17 protein-coding genes are annotated in these 15,244 nt (G+C 58.7%); 10 read left to right on the top strand and 7 right to left on the bottom strand.

The features are described from left to right. Positions 1 to 7: 7 nt before the first annotated feature. Positions 8 to 244: a DUF3820 family protein gene (locus ACA071_RS24170; RefSeq protein WP_092278897.1), complete on the bottom strand. Its 237-nt coding sequence runs from the start codon at positions 242 to 244 to the stop codon at positions 8 to 10. Between the two features lie 203 nt (positions 245 to 447). On the opposite strand from ACA071_RS24170, the gene ACA071_RS24165 reads away from it, so the two are divergent. Next, positions 448 to 915, top strand: coding sequence for a ferritin-like domain-containing protein (locus ACA071_RS24165; protein WP_497641440.1), 468 nt, complete (start codon positions 448 to 450; stop codon positions 913 to 915). Positions 916 to 1,084: 169 nt separating this feature from the next. Here the strand turns inward: ACA071_RS24165 and ACA071_RS24160 are convergent, their stop codons facing one another. Both ACA071_RS24160 and ACA071_RS24155 read right to left on the bottom strand, forming a co-directional pair. Next, entirely contained in the window at positions 1,085 to 1,555 is a 471-nt protein-coding gene (locus ACA071_RS24160; RefSeq protein WP_475267534.1) for a MaoC family dehydratase, read from the bottom strand. A gap of 54 nt (positions 1,556 to 1,609) precedes the next feature. Then, on the bottom strand, positions 1,610 to 2,554 hold the full coding sequence (locus tag ACA071_RS24155) for an alpha/beta hydrolase (RefSeq protein WP_497641439.1): 945 nt from the start codon (positions 2,552 to 2,554) through the stop codon (positions 1,610 to 1,612). A 226-nt stretch (positions 2,555 to 2,780) separates the two neighbouring features. On the opposite strand from ACA071_RS24155, the gene fadD2 reads away from it, so the two are divergent. Next, complete coding sequence (gene fadD2, locus ACA071_RS24150; RefSeq protein WP_497641438.1) at positions 2,781 to 4,469, top strand: long-chain-fatty-acid--CoA ligase FadD2; 1,689 nt, start codon at positions 2,781 to 2,783, stop codon at positions 4,467 to 4,469. A gap of 398 nt (positions 4,470 to 4,867) precedes the next feature. Continuing rightward, entirely contained in the window at positions 4,868 to 6,559 is a 1,692-nt protein-coding gene (gene fadD1 / locus ACA071_RS24145) for a long-chain-fatty-acid--CoA ligase FadD1 (RefSeq protein WP_497641437.1), read from the top strand. A 184-nt stretch (positions 6,560 to 6,743) separates the two neighbouring features. Here the strand turns inward: fadD1 and ACA071_RS24140 are convergent, their stop codons facing one another. Then, the gene (locus ACA071_RS24140) at positions 6,744 to 7,121 is read right to left on the bottom strand and encodes a hypothetical protein (protein WP_427632766.1); all 378 of its coding nucleotides are present in this window, start codon (positions 7,119 to 7,121) and stop codon (positions 6,744 to 6,746) included. Between the two features lie 201 nt (positions 7,122 to 7,322). Between ACA071_RS24140 and ACA071_RS24135 the strand changes: the two genes are divergently transcribed. The 3 genes from ACA071_RS24135 to def all read left to right on the top strand — a co-directional run bounded on the left by ACA071_RS24135 (position 7,323) and on the right by def (position 9,182). After that, on the top strand, positions 7,323 to 7,514 hold the full coding sequence (locus ACA071_RS24135) for a CsbD family protein (protein WP_497641436.1): 192 nt from the start codon (positions 7,323 to 7,325) through the stop codon (positions 7,512 to 7,514). Between the two features lie 175 nt (positions 7,515 to 7,689). Beyond that, positions 7,690 to 8,640, top strand: a complete 951-nt coding sequence (locus ACA071_RS24130) for a YihY/virulence factor BrkB family protein (RefSeq protein ID WP_497641435.1) — start codon at positions 7,690 to 7,692, stop codon at positions 8,638 to 8,640. A gap of 2 nt (positions 8,641 to 8,642) precedes the next feature. Continuing rightward, a complete protein-coding gene (gene def, locus ACA071_RS24125; RefSeq protein ID WP_497641434.1) occupies positions 8,643 to 9,182 on the top strand; it encodes a peptide deformylase in 540 nt (179 codons plus the stop codon). An 83-nt stretch (positions 9,183 to 9,265) separates the two neighbouring features. On the opposite strand, the gene ACA071_RS24120 is transcribed toward def, so the two are convergent. Next, positions 9,266 to 10,087, bottom strand: a complete 822-nt coding sequence (locus ACA071_RS24120; RefSeq protein WP_497641433.1) for a class I SAM-dependent methyltransferase — start codon at positions 10,085 to 10,087, stop codon at positions 9,266 to 9,268. A 60-nt stretch (positions 10,088 to 10,147) separates the two neighbouring features. Beyond that, positions 10,148 to 10,585, bottom strand: coding sequence for a GNAT family N-acetyltransferase (locus tag ACA071_RS24115; RefSeq protein ID WP_497641432.1), 438 nt, complete (start codon positions 10,583 to 10,585; stop codon positions 10,148 to 10,150). 404 nt (positions 10,586 to 10,989) lie between these two features. Here ACA071_RS24115 and ACA071_RS24110 point away from each other — a divergent pair, with 404 nt between their 5' ends. The 4 genes from ACA071_RS24110 to ACA071_RS24095 all read left to right on the top strand — a co-directional run bounded on the left by ACA071_RS24110 (position 10,990) and on the right by ACA071_RS24095 (position 14,474). Further along, entirely contained in the window at positions 10,990 to 11,931 is a 942-nt protein-coding gene (locus ACA071_RS24110; RefSeq protein WP_497641431.1) for a fatty acid desaturase, read from the top strand. A 46-nt stretch (positions 11,932 to 11,977) separates the two neighbouring features. Further along, a complete protein-coding gene (locus tag ACA071_RS24105; RefSeq protein ID WP_497641430.1) occupies positions 11,978 to 12,769 on the top strand; it encodes a phosphate/phosphite/phosphonate ABC transporter substrate-binding protein in 792 nt (263 codons plus the stop codon). A gap of 143 nt (positions 12,770 to 12,912) precedes the next feature. Further along, positions 12,913 to 13,464, top strand: coding sequence for a sigma-70 family RNA polymerase sigma factor (locus tag ACA071_RS24100; RefSeq protein ID WP_497641429.1), 552 nt, complete (start codon positions 12,913 to 12,915; stop codon positions 13,462 to 13,464). Then, entirely contained in the window at positions 13,461 to 14,474 is a 1,014-nt protein-coding gene (locus ACA071_RS24095; protein WP_497641428.1) for an ABC transporter substrate-binding protein, read from the top strand. Before ACA071_RS24100 ends, ACA071_RS24095 begins: the two co-directional genes overlap by 4 nt. 131 nt (positions 14,475 to 14,605) lie before the next feature. Here the strand turns inward: ACA071_RS24095 and gstA are convergent, their stop codons facing one another. Beyond that, positions 14,606 to 15,208, bottom strand: a complete 603-nt coding sequence (gene gstA, locus ACA071_RS24090) for a glutathione transferase GstA (RefSeq protein WP_497641427.1) — start codon at positions 15,206 to 15,208, stop codon at positions 14,606 to 14,608. Positions 15,209 to 15,244 lie beyond the last annotated feature (36 nt).

Here is a 15,244-nt window from a genome sequence, read left to right as displayed (position 1 = left end):
AATCAGTTCAGTGGCGGGGTGCTGGCTTGCCATGTTTGGCACGCAGCGGGTCGAGCAGTTCCGATAAACCGTTGTGGTCGATCTCCTGCATCAACGCCAGCAAGCCACCCAATTCACCGTGGGGGAAACCTTCCCGCGCGAACCAGTTCAGGTACTGGCCGGGCAGGTCGGCGATGATGCGGCCCTTGTATTTGCCGAAGGGCATTTCGCGGGTAATCAGCAGTTCGAGCTTTTCAGGATTCATCAATCAGTCGTCTTGATTCAAACAGCCTCGAAAATACAGGCATTCTGCATGCAGGCCAAATGACAGATCATGCAAATAAAGCGGATACAGATTTCTGGATATAAGTTAAGTCATTGAAAAACAATAGGTAAATCCTCGATTCAAAGCTGGCATGCAGACTGCAATAGCTATTGCATCTTTCATCAACCCGCGAGGAATTGAAAATGACCGACGTGAATAAAGAAGCCATCTCTGTACTCAACGACCTGATTGAAACCAGCAAAGACGGTCAGGAAGGGTTCAAGACTTGCGCCGAAGACATCAAACACCCAGAACTCAAAACACTGTTCGTGACGCGTTCTGCCGATTGCGCCACTGCCGCTGCCGAACTTCAGGCTGAAGTGCGTGCCTTGGGCGGCGATCCGGAAACGTCCACCAGTGTCAGCGGTGACCTGCATCGTCGCTGGGTAGACGTGAAAGCGATGTTCACCGGCAAGGACGAAGAAGCCGTGCTGAACGAAGCCGAACGCGGTGAGGATCACGCGCTGAAGGCTTACAAGGAAGCGCTGGAGAAAATCAACAAACACAACCTGGTGGGTATTCGTGACCTGGTTGAACGTCAGTACCATGGCGTGCAACGCAATCACGATCAGGTGAAAGCCCTGCGTAACCAGGCGCGTGCTCAGTCGTAAGCGTTCGTCGCCGGAATAAAAAACGCCAGTTTGACTGGCGTTTTTTTATGTCTGATCGTTCTCACGCTCTGCGTGGGAATGCCGCCCCGGACGCTCTGCGTCCAGCCGTCATGTGACGCGGAGCGTCACTGGATGCATTCCCACGCGGAGCGTGGGAACGATCAGCCAATCAGCCAATGCTGATCGCCGGCAGTACAGGCAACGTTACCGTCTGTTGCTTGCGCGGCGCCAGAATCTCCGCCTCACCATCCACCACTAACTCATCACGCTGGTTGAACACGCGAGTGGCAATACGCACGCGAAACTTCGGCAGCTTCTCGAGAATTTCCAGACGCACGGTCAGGGTGTCGCCGATTTTTACCGGCTTCTGAAAGCTCATCTGCTGACCGATATAAATCGTCCCCGGCCCAGGTAACTCGCACGCCACTGCCGCACTGATCAGTGCGCCGCTGAACATGCCATGGGCAATACGTTCCTTGAACATGGTGCTGGCGGCAAATTCGGCGTCCAGGTGCACCGGGTTGTGATCGCCCGACATCGCGGCGAACAACTGAATGTCGCGCTCTTCGACGGTCTTGCTGTAGCTGGCGGTCTGGCCGACTTCAAGGGCTTCGTAAGGGGTGTTGGTAACCTGGGTCATCTGTCTCAATTCCTGTGACGAATTTAAAAATCCACAAAAAAACTATTCGAAAAACTATTCGGTTCTGGCCGGGCGGCGGTGGCTCAGTGCCTGGGCGATCCAGTTCAATACGTCGGCGGTCACTTCATCGCGGTTGCTCTCGTTGAACAGTTCGTGGCGTGCCTGCGGGTAAATATTCAATTGCAGGTTCTGGCTGCCGGCCGCGCGCAGCGCATGGGCCAGATCTTTCAGACGCTTGCCTTCGCTCACCGGATCACATTCACCGCCCATTATCAGCAAGGGCAGGCCCGGATCGACCTGGGCGAGATTGGACGCTTTGCTGATTTGCTGCAAGCCGCCGAGCAAGTCGATCCACAGTTGATTGGTGCAGCGAAAGCCGCAAAACGGGTCGCTGGCGTACAGATCGACTTCCGCCGGGTCGCGGCTCAGCCAGTCGAACCGGGTGCGCGCAGGCTTGAATTTGTTGTTGAACGAGCCGAACGACAGGAACTCGATCAGCGCGCTGCGCCCCGTCTGTCCCTGACGCAGCCGTTCGAGCCGGGCGATTTGCCGCGCCGCGCGATACAGCGCCACCGGTTGAAAATTCGAACCACTGAGAATCGCTCCGTGCAGGCTGGCGCTGTGGTGCAGCAGGTAGGCCTGGGCGATGTAGCTGCCCATGCTGTGGCCCAACAGCACAATCGGTACGCCAGGGTGGTGCTGACCGATGTGCTGGTTGAGGCTGGCAAGGTCGCCGACCACCTTGCACCAGCCATCGTCATCGGCGAAATGGCCCAGCGTCCCGTTTTCGGCAGTTTTGCCATGTCCACGCAGGTCCGGCGCGTAGACGCCATAACCCTGATCGCAGAACTTCTCAGCCAGTCGAGCGTAGCGACCGCTGTGCTCGGCCATGCCATGGGCCAGCAGGATCACGGCTTTTAAGGGCGAGGCGGGCAGCCATTGGTTGACGAAGAGGCGGCTGTGGTCACTCGCGGTCAGCCAGAAAGTGTCGTGGATCATGGCGATTCCTTTGCACGATGTGGTTGCATTGTATAGCGCATCCTTCGCTTGCCGTCTGATCAGGCCACGCCACGTTAGGAAGATTCACACGATCAATGACGGTGTTGGCCATATTTGCCTGATTGGCCATAACTGCTAGTGTCCGTGAAGCTCCGCTTTTCATTCATTGTTTTTCAGAAATGACAGAAAAGTGGCCAAGGTGATTCAGGTAAAGAGGACAAGAACAATGCAGCCTGATTTCTGGAATGACAAACGCCCGGCCGGCGTGCCCCTGGACATTGATCTTGGGGCCTACAAGTCGGTGATCGAGGTGTTCGAGCGTTCCTGCAAGAAATTCGCGGATCGCCCGGCCTTCAGCAACATGGGCGTGACCCTGACCTATGCCGAACTGGAACGCTACAGTGCCGCGTTTGCCGGTTACCTGCAGGCCCACACCGATCTCGCGCCGGGGGATCGCATCGCGGTGCAGATGCCCAACGTCCTGCATTACCCGATTGCCGTGTTCGGTGCGTTGCGCGCCGGGCTGATCGTGGTCAACACCAACCCGCTGTACACCCCGCGGGAGATGCGTCATCAGTTCAAGGACTCCGGTGCCCGGGCGCTGGTCTACCTGAACATGTTCGGAGCCAAGGTCCAGGAAGTGCTGGCCGACACCGACATCCAGTATCTGATCGAAGCGAAGATGGGCGACCTGATGCCCACCGCCAAGGGCTGGCTGGTCAACACGATGGTGAGCAAGGTCAAGAAAATGGTCCCCGACTATTCCTTGCCCCAGGCCGTTTCCTTCAAGAGCGCGTTGCGTCTGGGCCGGGGCCTGGGCATTAAGCCGCTGAAGGTCGGCCTCGACGACATCGCCGTGCTGCAATACACCGGCGGCACCACGGGCCTGGCCAAGGGCGCGATGCTGACTCACGGCAACCTGGTGGCGAACATGCAACAGGCGCGGGCCTGCCTGGGGCAGTTCGGCAGCGACGGTCAGCCGTTGCTGCGCGAAGGCCAGGAAGTGATGATCGCGCCGCTGCCGCTCTACCATATCTATGCCTTCACGGCGAACTGCATGTGCATGATGGTGACCGGCAACCACAACGTGCTGATCACCAATCCGCGGGACATCAAAGGCTTTATCAAGGAGCTGAAAAACTGGCGGTTCTCGGCGCTGCTGGGGCTCAACACGCTGTTCGTGGCGCTGATGGATCACCCGGACTTCAAGACCCTGGACTTCTCCAGCCTCAAGCTCACCAACTCCGGCGGCACTGCGCTGGTCAAGGCCACCGCCGAGCGTTGGGAACAGCTCACCGGTTGCCGCATCACCGAGGGTTACGGCCTGACCGAAACCTCGCCGGTGGCCTGCACCAACCCGTATGGCGACAAATCGCGGATCGGCACAGTCGGCCTGCCGGTGCCCGGCACTACGCTGAAGGTCATCAATGACGAAGGCGTCGAACAGCCGCTAGGCGAGCGCGGCGAGTTGTGCATCAAGGGCCCACAGATCATGAAGGGCTACTGGCAGAAACCCGAAGCCACCGCCGAAGTGCTGGATGCCGAGGGCTGGTTCAAGTCCGGTGATATCGGGGTGATCGACCCGGACGGTTTTGTGCGCATTGTCGATCGCAAGAAAGACATGATCATCGTCTCGGGTTTCAACGTGTACCCGAACGAAATCGAAGACGTGGTGATGGCCCACCCGAAAGTTGCCAACTGCGCAGTGATCGGCGTGCCGGACGAGCGTTCGGGGGAGGCGGTGAAGTTGTTTGTGGTAGCCCGTGAATCCGGTGTCAGCCTTGAAGAGTTGAAGGCGTACTGCAAGGAAAACTTCACCGCGTACAAAGTGCCCAAGCACATTGTGTTGCGCGAGTCGTTGCCGATGACGCCAGTGGGCAAGATTCTGCGGCGGGAGTTGCGCGATATCGCATAACCGTTGAATGGCCGCGCTTCGCGCGGATCGCGGGCAAGCCTCGCTCCTACAGGTTCGATTTGTTCACAAACAAGGTGAATGACACCGAACCCGTAGGAGCAAGGCTTGCCCGCGATGCTTTAAGGGCTGAAAAGCCTGATTTAAAGCGCTTTCAAGGGGTGTATAGAACTTTTGCTCTAAAATGACTACCGGCTATTCTTGAGTCATTTATGTGACTGTAGAGGCCGCTTTTGGCTCTAGTCGGCCTCTGGCAAAGCTGCTACTCTCGGCGCGCTTTTGTGACTTCTCGGCCTAAGTAAAAAGCCAGACTCACCAATCGACACACCAACAAAAACATACACCAATAATAATCGCATCAAATGCGGTGATGAATTCGCGTTGCTGAGGAGTGGGCTTCCATGATCGAAGACTTTTGGAAGGATAAGTACCCTGCCGGGATTGCTGCCGACATCAATCCAGACGAGTATCCGAATATTCAGGCAGTGTTGAAGCAGTCCTGCCAACGCTTCGCCGACAAACCGGCTTTCAGCAACCTGGGCAAGACAATCACCTACGGTGAACTGTACGAATTGTCCGGTGCCTTTGCCGCTTACCTGCAACAGCATACCGACTTGCAGCCCGGTGATCGAATCGCCGTGCAGTTGCCTAACGTGTTGCAGTACCCGGTGGCCGTCTTCGGTGCGATCCGCGCCGGGCTGATCGTGGTCAACACCAACCCGCTGTACACCGCGCGGGAGATGGAACACCAATTCAACGACTCCGGTGCCAAAGCCCTGGTCTGCCTGGCCAACATGGCGCATCTGGCCCAGACCGTGGTGCCGAAAACCGGCGTCAAGCACGTCATCGTCACCGAAGTCGCCGACCTGCTGCCGCCGCTCAAGCGCTTGCTGATCAACAGCGTCATCAAGTACGTGAAGAAGATGGTCCCGGCGTATCACTTGCCCAAGGCCGTCAAGTTCAATGACGTGCTGAGCAAGGGTCATGGCCAGCCTGTGGCTGAAGCCAACCCGGACAGTGGCGATGTCGCGGTGCTGCAATACACCGGCGGCACCACCGGAGTGGCCAAGGGCGCGATGCTGACCCACCGCAACCTGGTGGCGAACATGCTGCAGTGCAAGGCGCTGATGGGTTCCAACCTCAATGAAGGTTGCGAGATCCTGATCACTCCGCTGCCGCTGTACCACATCTATGCCTTCACCTTTCATTGCATGGCGATGATGCTGATCGGCAACCACAACATCCTGATCAGCAACCCGCGCGACCTGACGGCGATGGTCAAGGAGCTGTCGAAGTGGAAGTTCAGCGGTTTCGTTGGCCTGAACACGTTGTTCGTGGCGCTGTGCAACAACGAAGCGTTCCGCAAGCTGGATTTCTCGGCGCTGAAGGTCACCCTGTCCGGTGGCATGGCCCTGCAACTGGCCGCCGCCGAACGCTGGAAAGCGGTGACCAATTGCCCGATCTGTGAAGGTTATGGCATGACCGAAACCAGCCCGGTGGCCACGGTCAACCCGATCCAGAATATCCAGGTCGGCACCATCGGTATTCCGGTGCCCTCGACCCTGTGCAAAGTCATCGACGATGCCGGCGTTGAACAGCCGCTGGGCGAAATCGGTGAGCTGTGTGTGAAAGGTCCGCAAGTCATGAAGGGCTACTGGCAGCGCCAGGACGCCACCGATGAAATGCTCGACAGCGAAGGCTGGTTGAAGACCGGTGATATCGCACTGATCCAGCCCGATGGCTACATGCGCATTGTCGATCGCAAGAAAGACATGATCCTGGTCTCCGGTTTCAACGTGTACCCGAACGAACTGGAAGACGTGCTCGCGACCCTGCCGGGCGTGCTGCAATGCGCGGCCATCGGCATCCCGGACGAGAAGTCGGGCGAGGCGATCAAGATCTTCATCGTCGCCAAACCGGGCGTGACCCTGACCAAGGAAACGGTGATGGAGCACATGCGCGCCAACGTCACCGGCTACAAGGTCCCGCGTTCCGTGGAGTTCCGCGATGCGCTGCCGACCACCAACGTCGGCAAGATCCTGCGCCGCGAACTGCGTGACGAAGAGCTGAAGAAGCTGGGCGTGAAGAAGTAAGCCCCGCTTGAAACACAAAAGCCCCGCAGAAGCGGGGCTTTTTGTTGCCTGCCTGATCGTTCCCACGCTCTGCGTGGGAATGCCTCAATGGACGCTGTGCGTCCGCTGTTGGGACGCGGAGCGTCCCGGGCTGCATTCCCACGCGGAGCGTGGGAACGATCAGGTAAGCAAGATCTTTGGTTTTTTAGAGGCGGAACGGCGCGAAATTGACGTTGGTGCCCGCCGGGCGCATGTCCTGCAGGTACGAGTCCTTGTCGGCGCTCAGTTCCAGGCTCAGGGCCGCTTTGCGCTTGCCTTCGTTGCGCACCACCAGGCCTTCGAGTTTTTCACGCAGGAACACCGTCGGCACCTTCAGGTGCAGCAGTTCGTCGGTGTCCGGCGTGTGCATCAGCAAGTGAACCCACTCGTACTGACCAACAGCCAGACGCGCCACCGGGATGTCGAACCACCAGATGTTGCGGTTGCGGTTCAATTCGGTGAAATGGCAGTTGTTGACGCCAAGCACAGCACCGCCGAGTTCCAGGTTTCTGCGGGCAATGGCCTGCTTTTTATCGAGTTTCATAACATTCCTACGGGATTGGATCTTCAGCGCCATGGCCTGAATACGTTGCGCATTCTCGGGGGTTGCACGGCAAACATAAAGCCCAACCTTTGATCGGCGATGAAATGTCGCGCTAAAAAATAAATGAAACTCCGTGCAAACGCCTCCGGTCAATCTTTGTGTAACGACTATGACCCTTGAATTGTTCACAGGAGAAACACCATGAGCAGCACTGGCGATAAAGTTAAAGGCATGGCAAATGAAGCGGCTGGCAACGTCAAACAAGGCGTCGGCAAGGCCACTGACAACCCAAAACTGCAAACTGAAGGCAAGATTCAGGAAAAGAAAGGCGAAGCCCAGCAAGCGGTCGGCAAAGCCAAGGACGCGGTCAAGAAAGCGGTCGATAAGTCCTGACGTTCCGCCCCTTCAAGGCACACTGAAACGGCCATCCGCGGATGGCCGTTTTTGTGTCAGCGGCACCGGTTAAACAACGAAATTGTTTCAAAGTCGCCAAGTAGGCTACTTTGATGTAGAAAACGGCCCCTGAGTCGCCACGACTTCAACCCTTTTGCGGCGAAAGGAGACGCTAATGATTTTCCCGGACATGAAAGGCCTGCCCCTGCACCACGTGATGGTGCGCACGGTCAAAGAATTCATCGACGATGAGATGTCGACCTATGCCTCGGCGCTGGCCTATCAAATGCTGTTCTCGCTGTTCCCCTTCATTCTGTTCCTGATCGCCCTGATCGGTTTCCTGCACCTGCCGGACTTCTTCTCCTGGCTGCGCCTGCAATCGGAACTGGTGCTGCCGCCCCAAGCCCTGGAACAAGTGAACCCAGTGATCGACCAGTTGCAACAATCCAAGGGTGGCTTGCTCTCGATCGGTATTGTCATCGCCCTGTACACGGCATCTGCCGGTGTGCGGCTGATGATGAGCGCGATGAACGCCGCGTATGACGTAGTGGAAGGTCGGCCGGTGTGGAAGCGTTTTCCGCTGTCGGTGTTCTACACCATCGGCATCGCCGGCATGTTGCTCGCCGCTGCAGCGTTGATGGTGCTCGGCCCGCAGGTGATGGGCTGGATTGCAGCGCAGGTCGGGCTCGAAGACTTCATCGTTACGGTCTGGACCATCGCCCGCTGGCCGGTGATCGTGATCCTGATGATGGTCGCGGTGGCGTTGATCTACTACGTCATGCCCGACGTCAGGCAGGAGTTTCGTTTCATCACTCCGGGTTCGGTGCTGGCGGTGGTGGTGTGGATTATCGCCTCGTTGGGTTTCGCGTTTTACGTCAAGACCTTCGCCAACTACAACGCCATGTATGGCAGTATCGGCGCGATCATTGTGCTGTTGCTGTACTTCTACATTTCCGCCGCAGTGCTGTTGCTTGGCGCGGAGATGAATGCGGTGATCGAACACATGTCGACCGAAGGCAAGGACCCTGGCGAAAAGGTCCCCGGCGAGCACGACCACGAAACCAAACACCACGTTTCGGGACTGGGACGGGACCACTCGCTCAAGCCGAACACTGACGAAGCCTGAACATGATCCGTGAAATCCTGAAAATGGGCGATGAACGCCTGCTGCGCATTGCCCCGCCGGTGCCGGCCGAGATGTTCGACAGCCCCGAGTTGTGGCAACTGATCGACGACATGTTCCAGACCATGGAAAGCGTCGGCGGCGTTGGCCTGGCCGCGCCGCAGATCGGTGTCGATCTGCAACTGGTGATCTTCGGTTTCGAGCACAGCGAACGCTACCCTGATGCCGAAGCCGTGCCGCAGACGATTCTGATCAACCCGTTGATTACGCCGTTGAGCCCGACGCTGGAAGAGGGTTTCGAAGGTTGCCTGTCGGTGCCCGGCCTGCGGGGCGCGGTGGATCGTTATCAGCACATTCGCTATGAAGGCGTCGACCCCAAGGGCCAGCCGATTGTGCGGATTGCCTCCGGGTTTCATGCGCGGGTGGTGCAACACGAATGCGATCACCTGATTGGCCGCTTGTATCCGTCGCGGATCAGTGATTTCACCAAGTTCGGGTTTACTGAGGTGATGTTTCCGGATCTGGATCCCAGCGCGGACGATTAAACACAAGCAAAAGATCGCAGCCTTCGGCGGCGCCCACAGGCGCGTAGGAGCTGCCGAAGGCCGCGATCTTTTGATCTTCGCTGTTATTTGACGGGTTTAATAAACCGCAACGTCATCCGGTCCGACTCCCCAATCGCCACATACTTCGCCTTGTCCTTCTCCCCCAACGTCAACGCCGGCGGCAAAGTCCAGACGCCTTCGGGGTAATCCTTGGTGTCCTTCGGATTGGCATTGATTTCGCTCTTTTCCTCAAGCTTGAACCCCGCATCCGTGGCCAGTTTCACCACGTACGCGGTGGTCAGGTAACCGCTGTGCTTGATGTCCTCCAGCGACGCCCCATCCTTGGCCCGATGATCCACCACGCCGAGCACACCACCCGGTTTCAACACCTTGAAAAACGACTCGAACATCAGCGGCGCCGTGTCGGCCAGCACCCAGTTGTGCACGTTGCGAAAGGTCAGCACGGTGTCTGCCGAACCGGGTTTGCCGAGCACCGGGGCCTTGGGATCAAACTCGACCACCTGGGCCTTGGCGTATTGGGCGGGGGCGGCGGCGAATTTCGCCTTGAGCGTTTCTTCGTTCTTGCGCGCGTAGTCGCTGACGGTCGGTGCCTGCACGGCGGCGATGTAGGTGCCGTGATCCTTGAGCAGCGGCGCCAGCAGTTCGCTGTACCAACCGCTGCCAGGGGTGATTTCAATGACCGTCTGATTCGGCCGCAAGCCGAAGAATTGCAGACTCTGTTGCGGATGCCGGTAGACATCGCGCACCACGTTCTGCGGCGCGCGCCAGGTGCCTTTGAGCACCTCGGCGTATTGCTCGCTCGAGATGGGTTTGGTGTCGGCGGCGTACGCCAGAACAGGGGTGAGCAGGGCGGTCAGGGTCAAGGCGAGTAGGGCGGTTTTCATGGCGCATCCTGGCAGATTCGAAGTCGACTCCGAGGCTAGCACGCAGCCATTGACGGCCGATCACACATTATCGACGGACGACCTCACCAACGGTTCTAAGCCCATGGCGATCATCGGTTTGCTGCGGGCGTAACGGCTCAAGCGCTCGACCATCGCGTAGGGCATTGGCGGATCGCAAGTAAAGCCGCGTCGCTCATAAAAGCCGCGCAAATCCGGGTGGCAGTACAACCAGACCGGGCTGTCGAGGCCTTTGACGGCTTCGGCGATCAGCTTTGCGGCGATGCCTTGTTCACGACATGCCGGGTCCACGAACAAACCCGTCAACCAATGCCCGCCCGCAACCGGCCGCAAACACAATGCCGCGACAATCTCCCCGCGCCGGGCTACCCACAGTTGTGCCTCGCGCACAGCTTTCATGGGCGATTGGTGGGTGCGGTAAAACTTGTTCATCAACGGCCATAACGGTTCGTCGAGCAAGGCGTACTGGGTGTCTGGCATGGGCTTTGGCTGTCAGTTGGCAAAGTGGGCGATTATAAAAGAACGCGCGCGCGGCGATAGGTGTATACCTGACTTCACATCCCGTATGAGTGGAGTACGTATCATGGCCAAAGGCATGGATTCAAAAAAAGCGGCAAAGAAAAAACCGGCAAAAACCGCCGATGAAAAGCGCGCGGACAAGAAGGCCAAGAAGGTGGATGTGTTCGGGCATTGATCAGTAGGACGCCTTGATGATCGTTCCCACGCTCCCGCGTGGGAATGTCTCTAGGGACGCTCCGCGTCCAGTGACGCGGAGCGTCACGGGCTGCATTCCCACGCAGAGCGTGGGAACGATCAGCAAATAATCTGCAAGATTTCCCCACGCTATTGCACAGAGAGGGACAAGTCCCGTTCTGAGCAAAGCCATGCCCCATTACTTCGACGCCGCCCATCGAGAAGAAATCGAATCCCTGCGCCAACGCCTGACCGCTCGCACCGAGTGGCCGACCTGGTTGCTGCTGATTGGCGTGTACACGATCTGGTTTGGCATTGTCCTGGCCAGTGACCGGCTGGGCCTTTGGTGGAGCACGGTATTGTTGATTCCCTTGGTGGTGCTCTGGTTATCGGTGCAGCACGAATTGCTCCACGGCCACCCCACGCGCAGGCTGGCTCTGAACAAATTCCTCGGTTACGCACCGTTTGCGGTGTGGTTTCCGTACACCCTCTATCGCGACAGCCATTTGCTGCATCACCACGACGAAGACCTGACCGTCCCCGGTCGCGATCCGGAAAGCCGTTACCTCACCGCCGCGCACTGGCAACGCAGCTCCGTGTTCAAACAGGCCCTGCACCGGCTGAACAAAACTGTGCTCGGACGCGTCATGGTGGGCGCACCCATGGCGTTGCAGGCCCTGGCCCGCAAAGAACTGCGACGCCTGCGCGCGGGCGAGCGCCAGGCCTGGTTAATGTGGTTGACCCACGGCGCGCTCACGCTGTTGATGCTGGCGTTCATTGCGCGTTTCAGCGCGTTGCCGGTGTGGCATTACCTGCTGCTGATCAGTGTGCCGGCGCTGTCGATTGCGATGATTCGCTCCTACTATGAACACCGCCCAAACGCACAACCTGAGCAACGCAGCGTGCTCAATGAAGCGGCGTGGCCATGGAGTTGGCTGTTCCTGAACAACAACCTGCACCTGGTGCATCACGATTTGCCGAGCTTGCCCTGGTATGACTTGCCCAAGGCTTATCGCGCACGTCGTGAGCAATGGCTGGCGCGCAGTGGCGGGTTTCTGGTGCAGGGTTATGGTGAGTTGTGGCGCAGGCACGGGGTGACGGCGATCGACAGCCCGCAACATCCATTTCATTGATCGACGGTGATCCCACAGGGGTTCTTTGTTACAGGGGAATTTTGAGATGGCAGCACAAATCGCCGAACTACTGATGTACGTCGCCCCCGAGCCAATCCGCCAGGCCAATGAAGCCTGGCTGTCGCGAATTCTGGAACGACTCGGCGCTACCCGCCAACGCGCCGAAGGTCTGTCGCTACCAGACCTCTGGCGCTCCCCCAATTTGCTGCTGACCCAAACCTGCGGCTACCCGCTGATGACCTTGTTACGCGGTCAGGTCCGGGTCGTCGGCCGCCCGCGTTACGAACTGCCGGACAGCAACGGCGGCAACCATTGCAGCCTGCTGCTCAGCCGCGCCGACGATCCACGCCGCAACTTACCGGCCTTTTACAACAGTCGCGGGGTGATCAATGACGAAGGCTCCAACAGCGGCATGAACCTGCTGCGCCATCGACTGGCGCCACTGCATCGCGACGGCCAGTTTTTTGCCCGTGTCGGCATCAGCGGCGGCCATCGCGAAAGCTTGCGCTGGCTGCGTGAAGACCTCGCCGACCTGGCCGCCATCGATAGCGTGACCTTCGCCTACCTGGCGCGGCATGCCGAAGCAGAAGTGGCCGGTTTGCGCGTGATCGCCCGCAGTGCGTTCAGTCCGACCTTGCCTTACATCACCGCTGCGAGCGCAAGTAATGAGCAGATCGAGCAGCTTCGACTCGTGATGAATGGGACGTTGCGCGAGTTGCCGGACGTTGCCGAGATCCTCGGTTTGCGAGAGGTGTTACCCGCGATGGAAAGCGACTATCAGATCGTGCTCGATTACCAGCAGGAAGCTGAGGCGTTGGGGTATGGGCGATTGCGTTAGGCACGATCAAGATCAAAAGATCGATAAATACCAAAATAGAATATAAAAATGCTTTTTAAGTATTATTAAAGAATAAGGCTCTTGGCTAGAATCGCGCCACCGGATCACCGGACATTCAGCGACCCCTAACCCCAGGAGCCCCTATGTCCGGCGCCGACCTTTCCCATCGCAATCACGTGGGCGGATTGTTCCGCGCTCATTACGCCTGGCTGTGCGCCCGGTTGCGCCAGCAATTGGGGAGCCATTGCAGCGTCGAAGACATCGCCGCTGAAACCTTCACCCAACTGCTCGAATCCCCAGGGTTGACACCAATCCGCGAGCCGCGCGCCTTGCTGACTACCATCGCCCAGCGCTTGATCTATCAGCTCTGGCGCCGTCGCGATCTGGAACATCAGCACCTCGATCAATTGCAGCAACTCGATTTCCATCAAACGAATTCGCCCGAGGACCTGGCGCAACTGACCCAGGCCCTGCATGGCCTCGACCGCACGCTCGGGCGTTTGCCGGGCAAGGTCCGGGCAACGTTCCTGTTGTCGCGCATCGACGGCCTGACCTACCCGCAAATCGCCGCTGAACTGGGCATTTCCCAGCGTTCGGTCAGCGTCTACATGACCCGCTCCCAGGCCTTGTGCGTGCAGCACAGCGCCAATGAACCCTTATTAAACCGAACACCCCTGACCCAGAGGTCCGCATGAGATCGATCAAAACCCTGCTCGGCAGTTCGCTGCTGGCCCTGAGCCTGGTGGCCAGCCACGTGCCCGCCGCCGAAAAAACCGCGCCGATCCACTTTGGCGACATCGCTTGGGAAAGCGGCAGCTTCATCACCGAAGTCCTGCGCCTGATCGTCGAAAAAGGCTACGGCTACCCGACCGATACGTTGCCGGGCAGCACCGTCAGCCTCGAAGCGGCGCTGGCCAAGAACGACATCCAGGTGATCGGCGAAGAGTGGGCCGGGCGCAGTCCGGCGTGGGTCAAGGCCTCGAATGAAGGTAAGGTGTTCGGCCTCGGTGACACGGTCAAAGGCGCCACCGAAGGCTGGTGGGTCCCGGAATACGTGATCAAGGGCGACCCGGAGCGCGGCATCAAACCGTTGGCCCCGGAGTTGAAATCCGTCGCCGACCTGGCCCGTTACAAGGACGTGTTCCGCGACCCGGAAGACCCAAGCCGCGGGCGTTTCCTCAACAGCCCTACCGGATGGACCTCGGAGATCGTCAACAGCCAGAAACTCAAGGCCTATGACCTGACCGCCGACTACGTCAACTTCCGCACCGGTTCCGGCGCGGCGCTGGATGCCGAAGTCGCCTCATCGATCCGTCGCGGTAAACCGGTGCTGTTCTATTACTGGTCACCGACGCCGCTGCTGGGCCGGTTCAAACTGGTAAAACTCGAAGAGCCTGCGTTCGATGCCGAAGCCTGGAAGACCCTGGCCGATGCCAACAACCCGCATCCGAAGGGCACCCGTTCGATGCCGGCGAGCCTGGCGATTGGCGTGTCTGCACCGTTCAAGGCGCAATACCCGGATTTGGTGGCGTTCTTTGAAAAGGTCGATTTGCCGATTGATCTGCTGAACCAGACCCTGGCGCAGATGAGCGAAAAACGTCAGCAACCGCGCCAGGTCGCCGAAGCGTTTTTGCGCGATCAGCCGCAGGTGTGGAAGGGGTGGGTGCCGGGGGAGGTGGCGACGAAAGTGAGTGGGAGTTTGTAGGTTTTTTCTGATGTTTCTGTAGCGCCTGATAGGCCGCTTTCGCGGGCAAGCCTCGCTCCTACAGCGTTCAGCGTTGTTCACACGACGCGAAACCTGTAGGCGCGAGGCTTGCCCGCGAAGGGTCTCCAGCCTTACACCAATTCAGCCGCCAACGCCGCCTTCACGGCTGGCCGCGCATCAACCCGCGCCTGAAACTGCGCCAACGCCGGCCACTGCTTCAAATCAATTCCAAACCCAACCGCCCAACGCAACACCGTAAACAAATACGCATCCACCACACTGAACCCATCCGCCAGCAAATAATCCTGCCGCTCCAGCGTCTGGCTCAACACCGCAAAGCGCTTGAACAGTTTTGCCTTGATCAGCGTTTTCACCTCTTCGGGAAACTGCGCATTGAACAGCCAGCCGAGCCCGCCATGGATCTCGGTCGAGACGAAGTTCAGCCATTCCTGCAACCGCACTCGCTCGAAAGTCCCGTTCGCCGGCGCCAGATTCACCTCGGGCCGCAGGTCCGCCAAGTACTGCAGGATCGCCGGGCCTTCGGTCAGCACCTGGCCGTCGTCCAATTGCAGCGCCGCGACGTAACCCTTGGGGTTGATGGCAAGAAAGTCCTCTCCGGCGGCGGTTTGCTTGGTGCTGTTATCGACACGAATCAAGACGAAGGGCAGATCGAGCTCGCGCAACACTATGTGCGGCGCCATCGAGCAAGCTTGCGGGGCGTAATACAACTTCATGGGCAGGGCTCTGGCTGGGGATTTACGCCAGTGTCA

Source organism: Pseudomonas sp. LBUM1646, assembly GCF_059716165.1.
This window is presented reverse-complemented; position numbering and strand designations above follow the sequence as displayed.

What these genes read in the sequence shown, in the direction of transcription:
- ACA071_RS24120 (WP_497641433.1), bottom strand. Translation starts at nt 10,087, where the DNA reads ATGAAAACCGCCCTACTCGCCTTGACCCTGACCGCCCTGCTCACCCCT.
- gstA (WP_497641427.1), bottom strand. Translation starts at nt 15,208, where the DNA reads ATGAAGTTGTATTACGCCCCGCAAGCTTGCTCGATGGCGCCGCACATA.
- fadD2 (WP_497641438.1), top strand. Translation starts at nt 2,781, where the DNA reads ATGCAGCCTGATTTCTGGAATGACAAACGCCCGGCCGGCGTGCCCCTG.
- ACA071_RS24105 (WP_497641430.1), top strand. Translation starts at nt 11,978, where the DNA reads ATGGCAGCACAAATCGCCGAACTACTGATGTACGTCGCCCCCGAGCCA.
- fadD1 (WP_497641437.1), top strand. Translation starts at nt 4,868, where the DNA reads ATGATCGAAGACTTTTGGAAGGATAAGTACCCTGCCGGGATTGCTGCC.
- ACA071_RS24115 (WP_497641432.1), bottom strand. Translation starts at nt 10,585, where the DNA reads ATGCCAGACACCCAGTACGCCTTGCTCGACGAACCGTTATGGCCGTTG.
- def (WP_497641434.1), top strand. Translation starts at nt 8,643, where the DNA reads ATGATCCGTGAAATCCTGAAAATGGGCGATGAACGCCTGCTGCGCATT.
- ACA071_RS24130 (WP_497641435.1), top strand. Translation starts at nt 7,690, where the DNA reads ATGATTTTCCCGGACATGAAAGGCCTGCCCCTGCACCACGTGATGGTG.
- ACA071_RS24140 (WP_427632766.1), bottom strand. Translation starts at nt 7,121, where the DNA reads ATGAAACTCGATAAAAAGCAGGCCATTGCCCGCAGAAACCTGGAACTC.
- ACA071_RS24170 (WP_092278897.1), bottom strand. Translation starts at nt 244, where the DNA reads ATGAATCCTGAAAAGCTCGAACTGCTGATTACCCGCGAAATGCCCTTC.
- ACA071_RS24135 (WP_497641436.1), top strand. Translation starts at nt 7,323, where the DNA reads ATGAGCAGCACTGGCGATAAAGTTAAAGGCATGGCAAATGAAGCGGCT.
- ACA071_RS24100 (WP_497641429.1), top strand. Translation starts at nt 12,913, where the DNA reads ATGTCCGGCGCCGACCTTTCCCATCGCAATCACGTGGGCGGATTGTTC.
- ACA071_RS24110 (WP_497641431.1), top strand. Translation starts at nt 10,990, where the DNA reads ATGCCCCATTACTTCGACGCCGCCCATCGAGAAGAAATCGAATCCCTG.
- ACA071_RS24155 (WP_497641439.1), bottom strand. Translation starts at nt 2,554, where the DNA reads ATGATCCACGACACTTTCTGGCTGACCGCGAGTGACCACAGCCGCCTC.
- ACA071_RS24160 (WP_475267534.1), bottom strand. Translation starts at nt 1,555, where the DNA reads ATGACCCAGGTTACCAACACCCCTTACGAAGCCCTTGAAGTCGGCCAG.
- ACA071_RS24165 (WP_497641440.1), top strand. Translation starts at nt 448, where the DNA reads ATGACCGACGTGAATAAAGAAGCCATCTCTGTACTCAACGACCTGATT.
- ACA071_RS24095 (WP_497641428.1), top strand. Translation starts at nt 13,461, where the DNA reads ATGAGATCGATCAAAACCCTGCTCGGCAGTTCGCTGCTGGCCCTGAGC.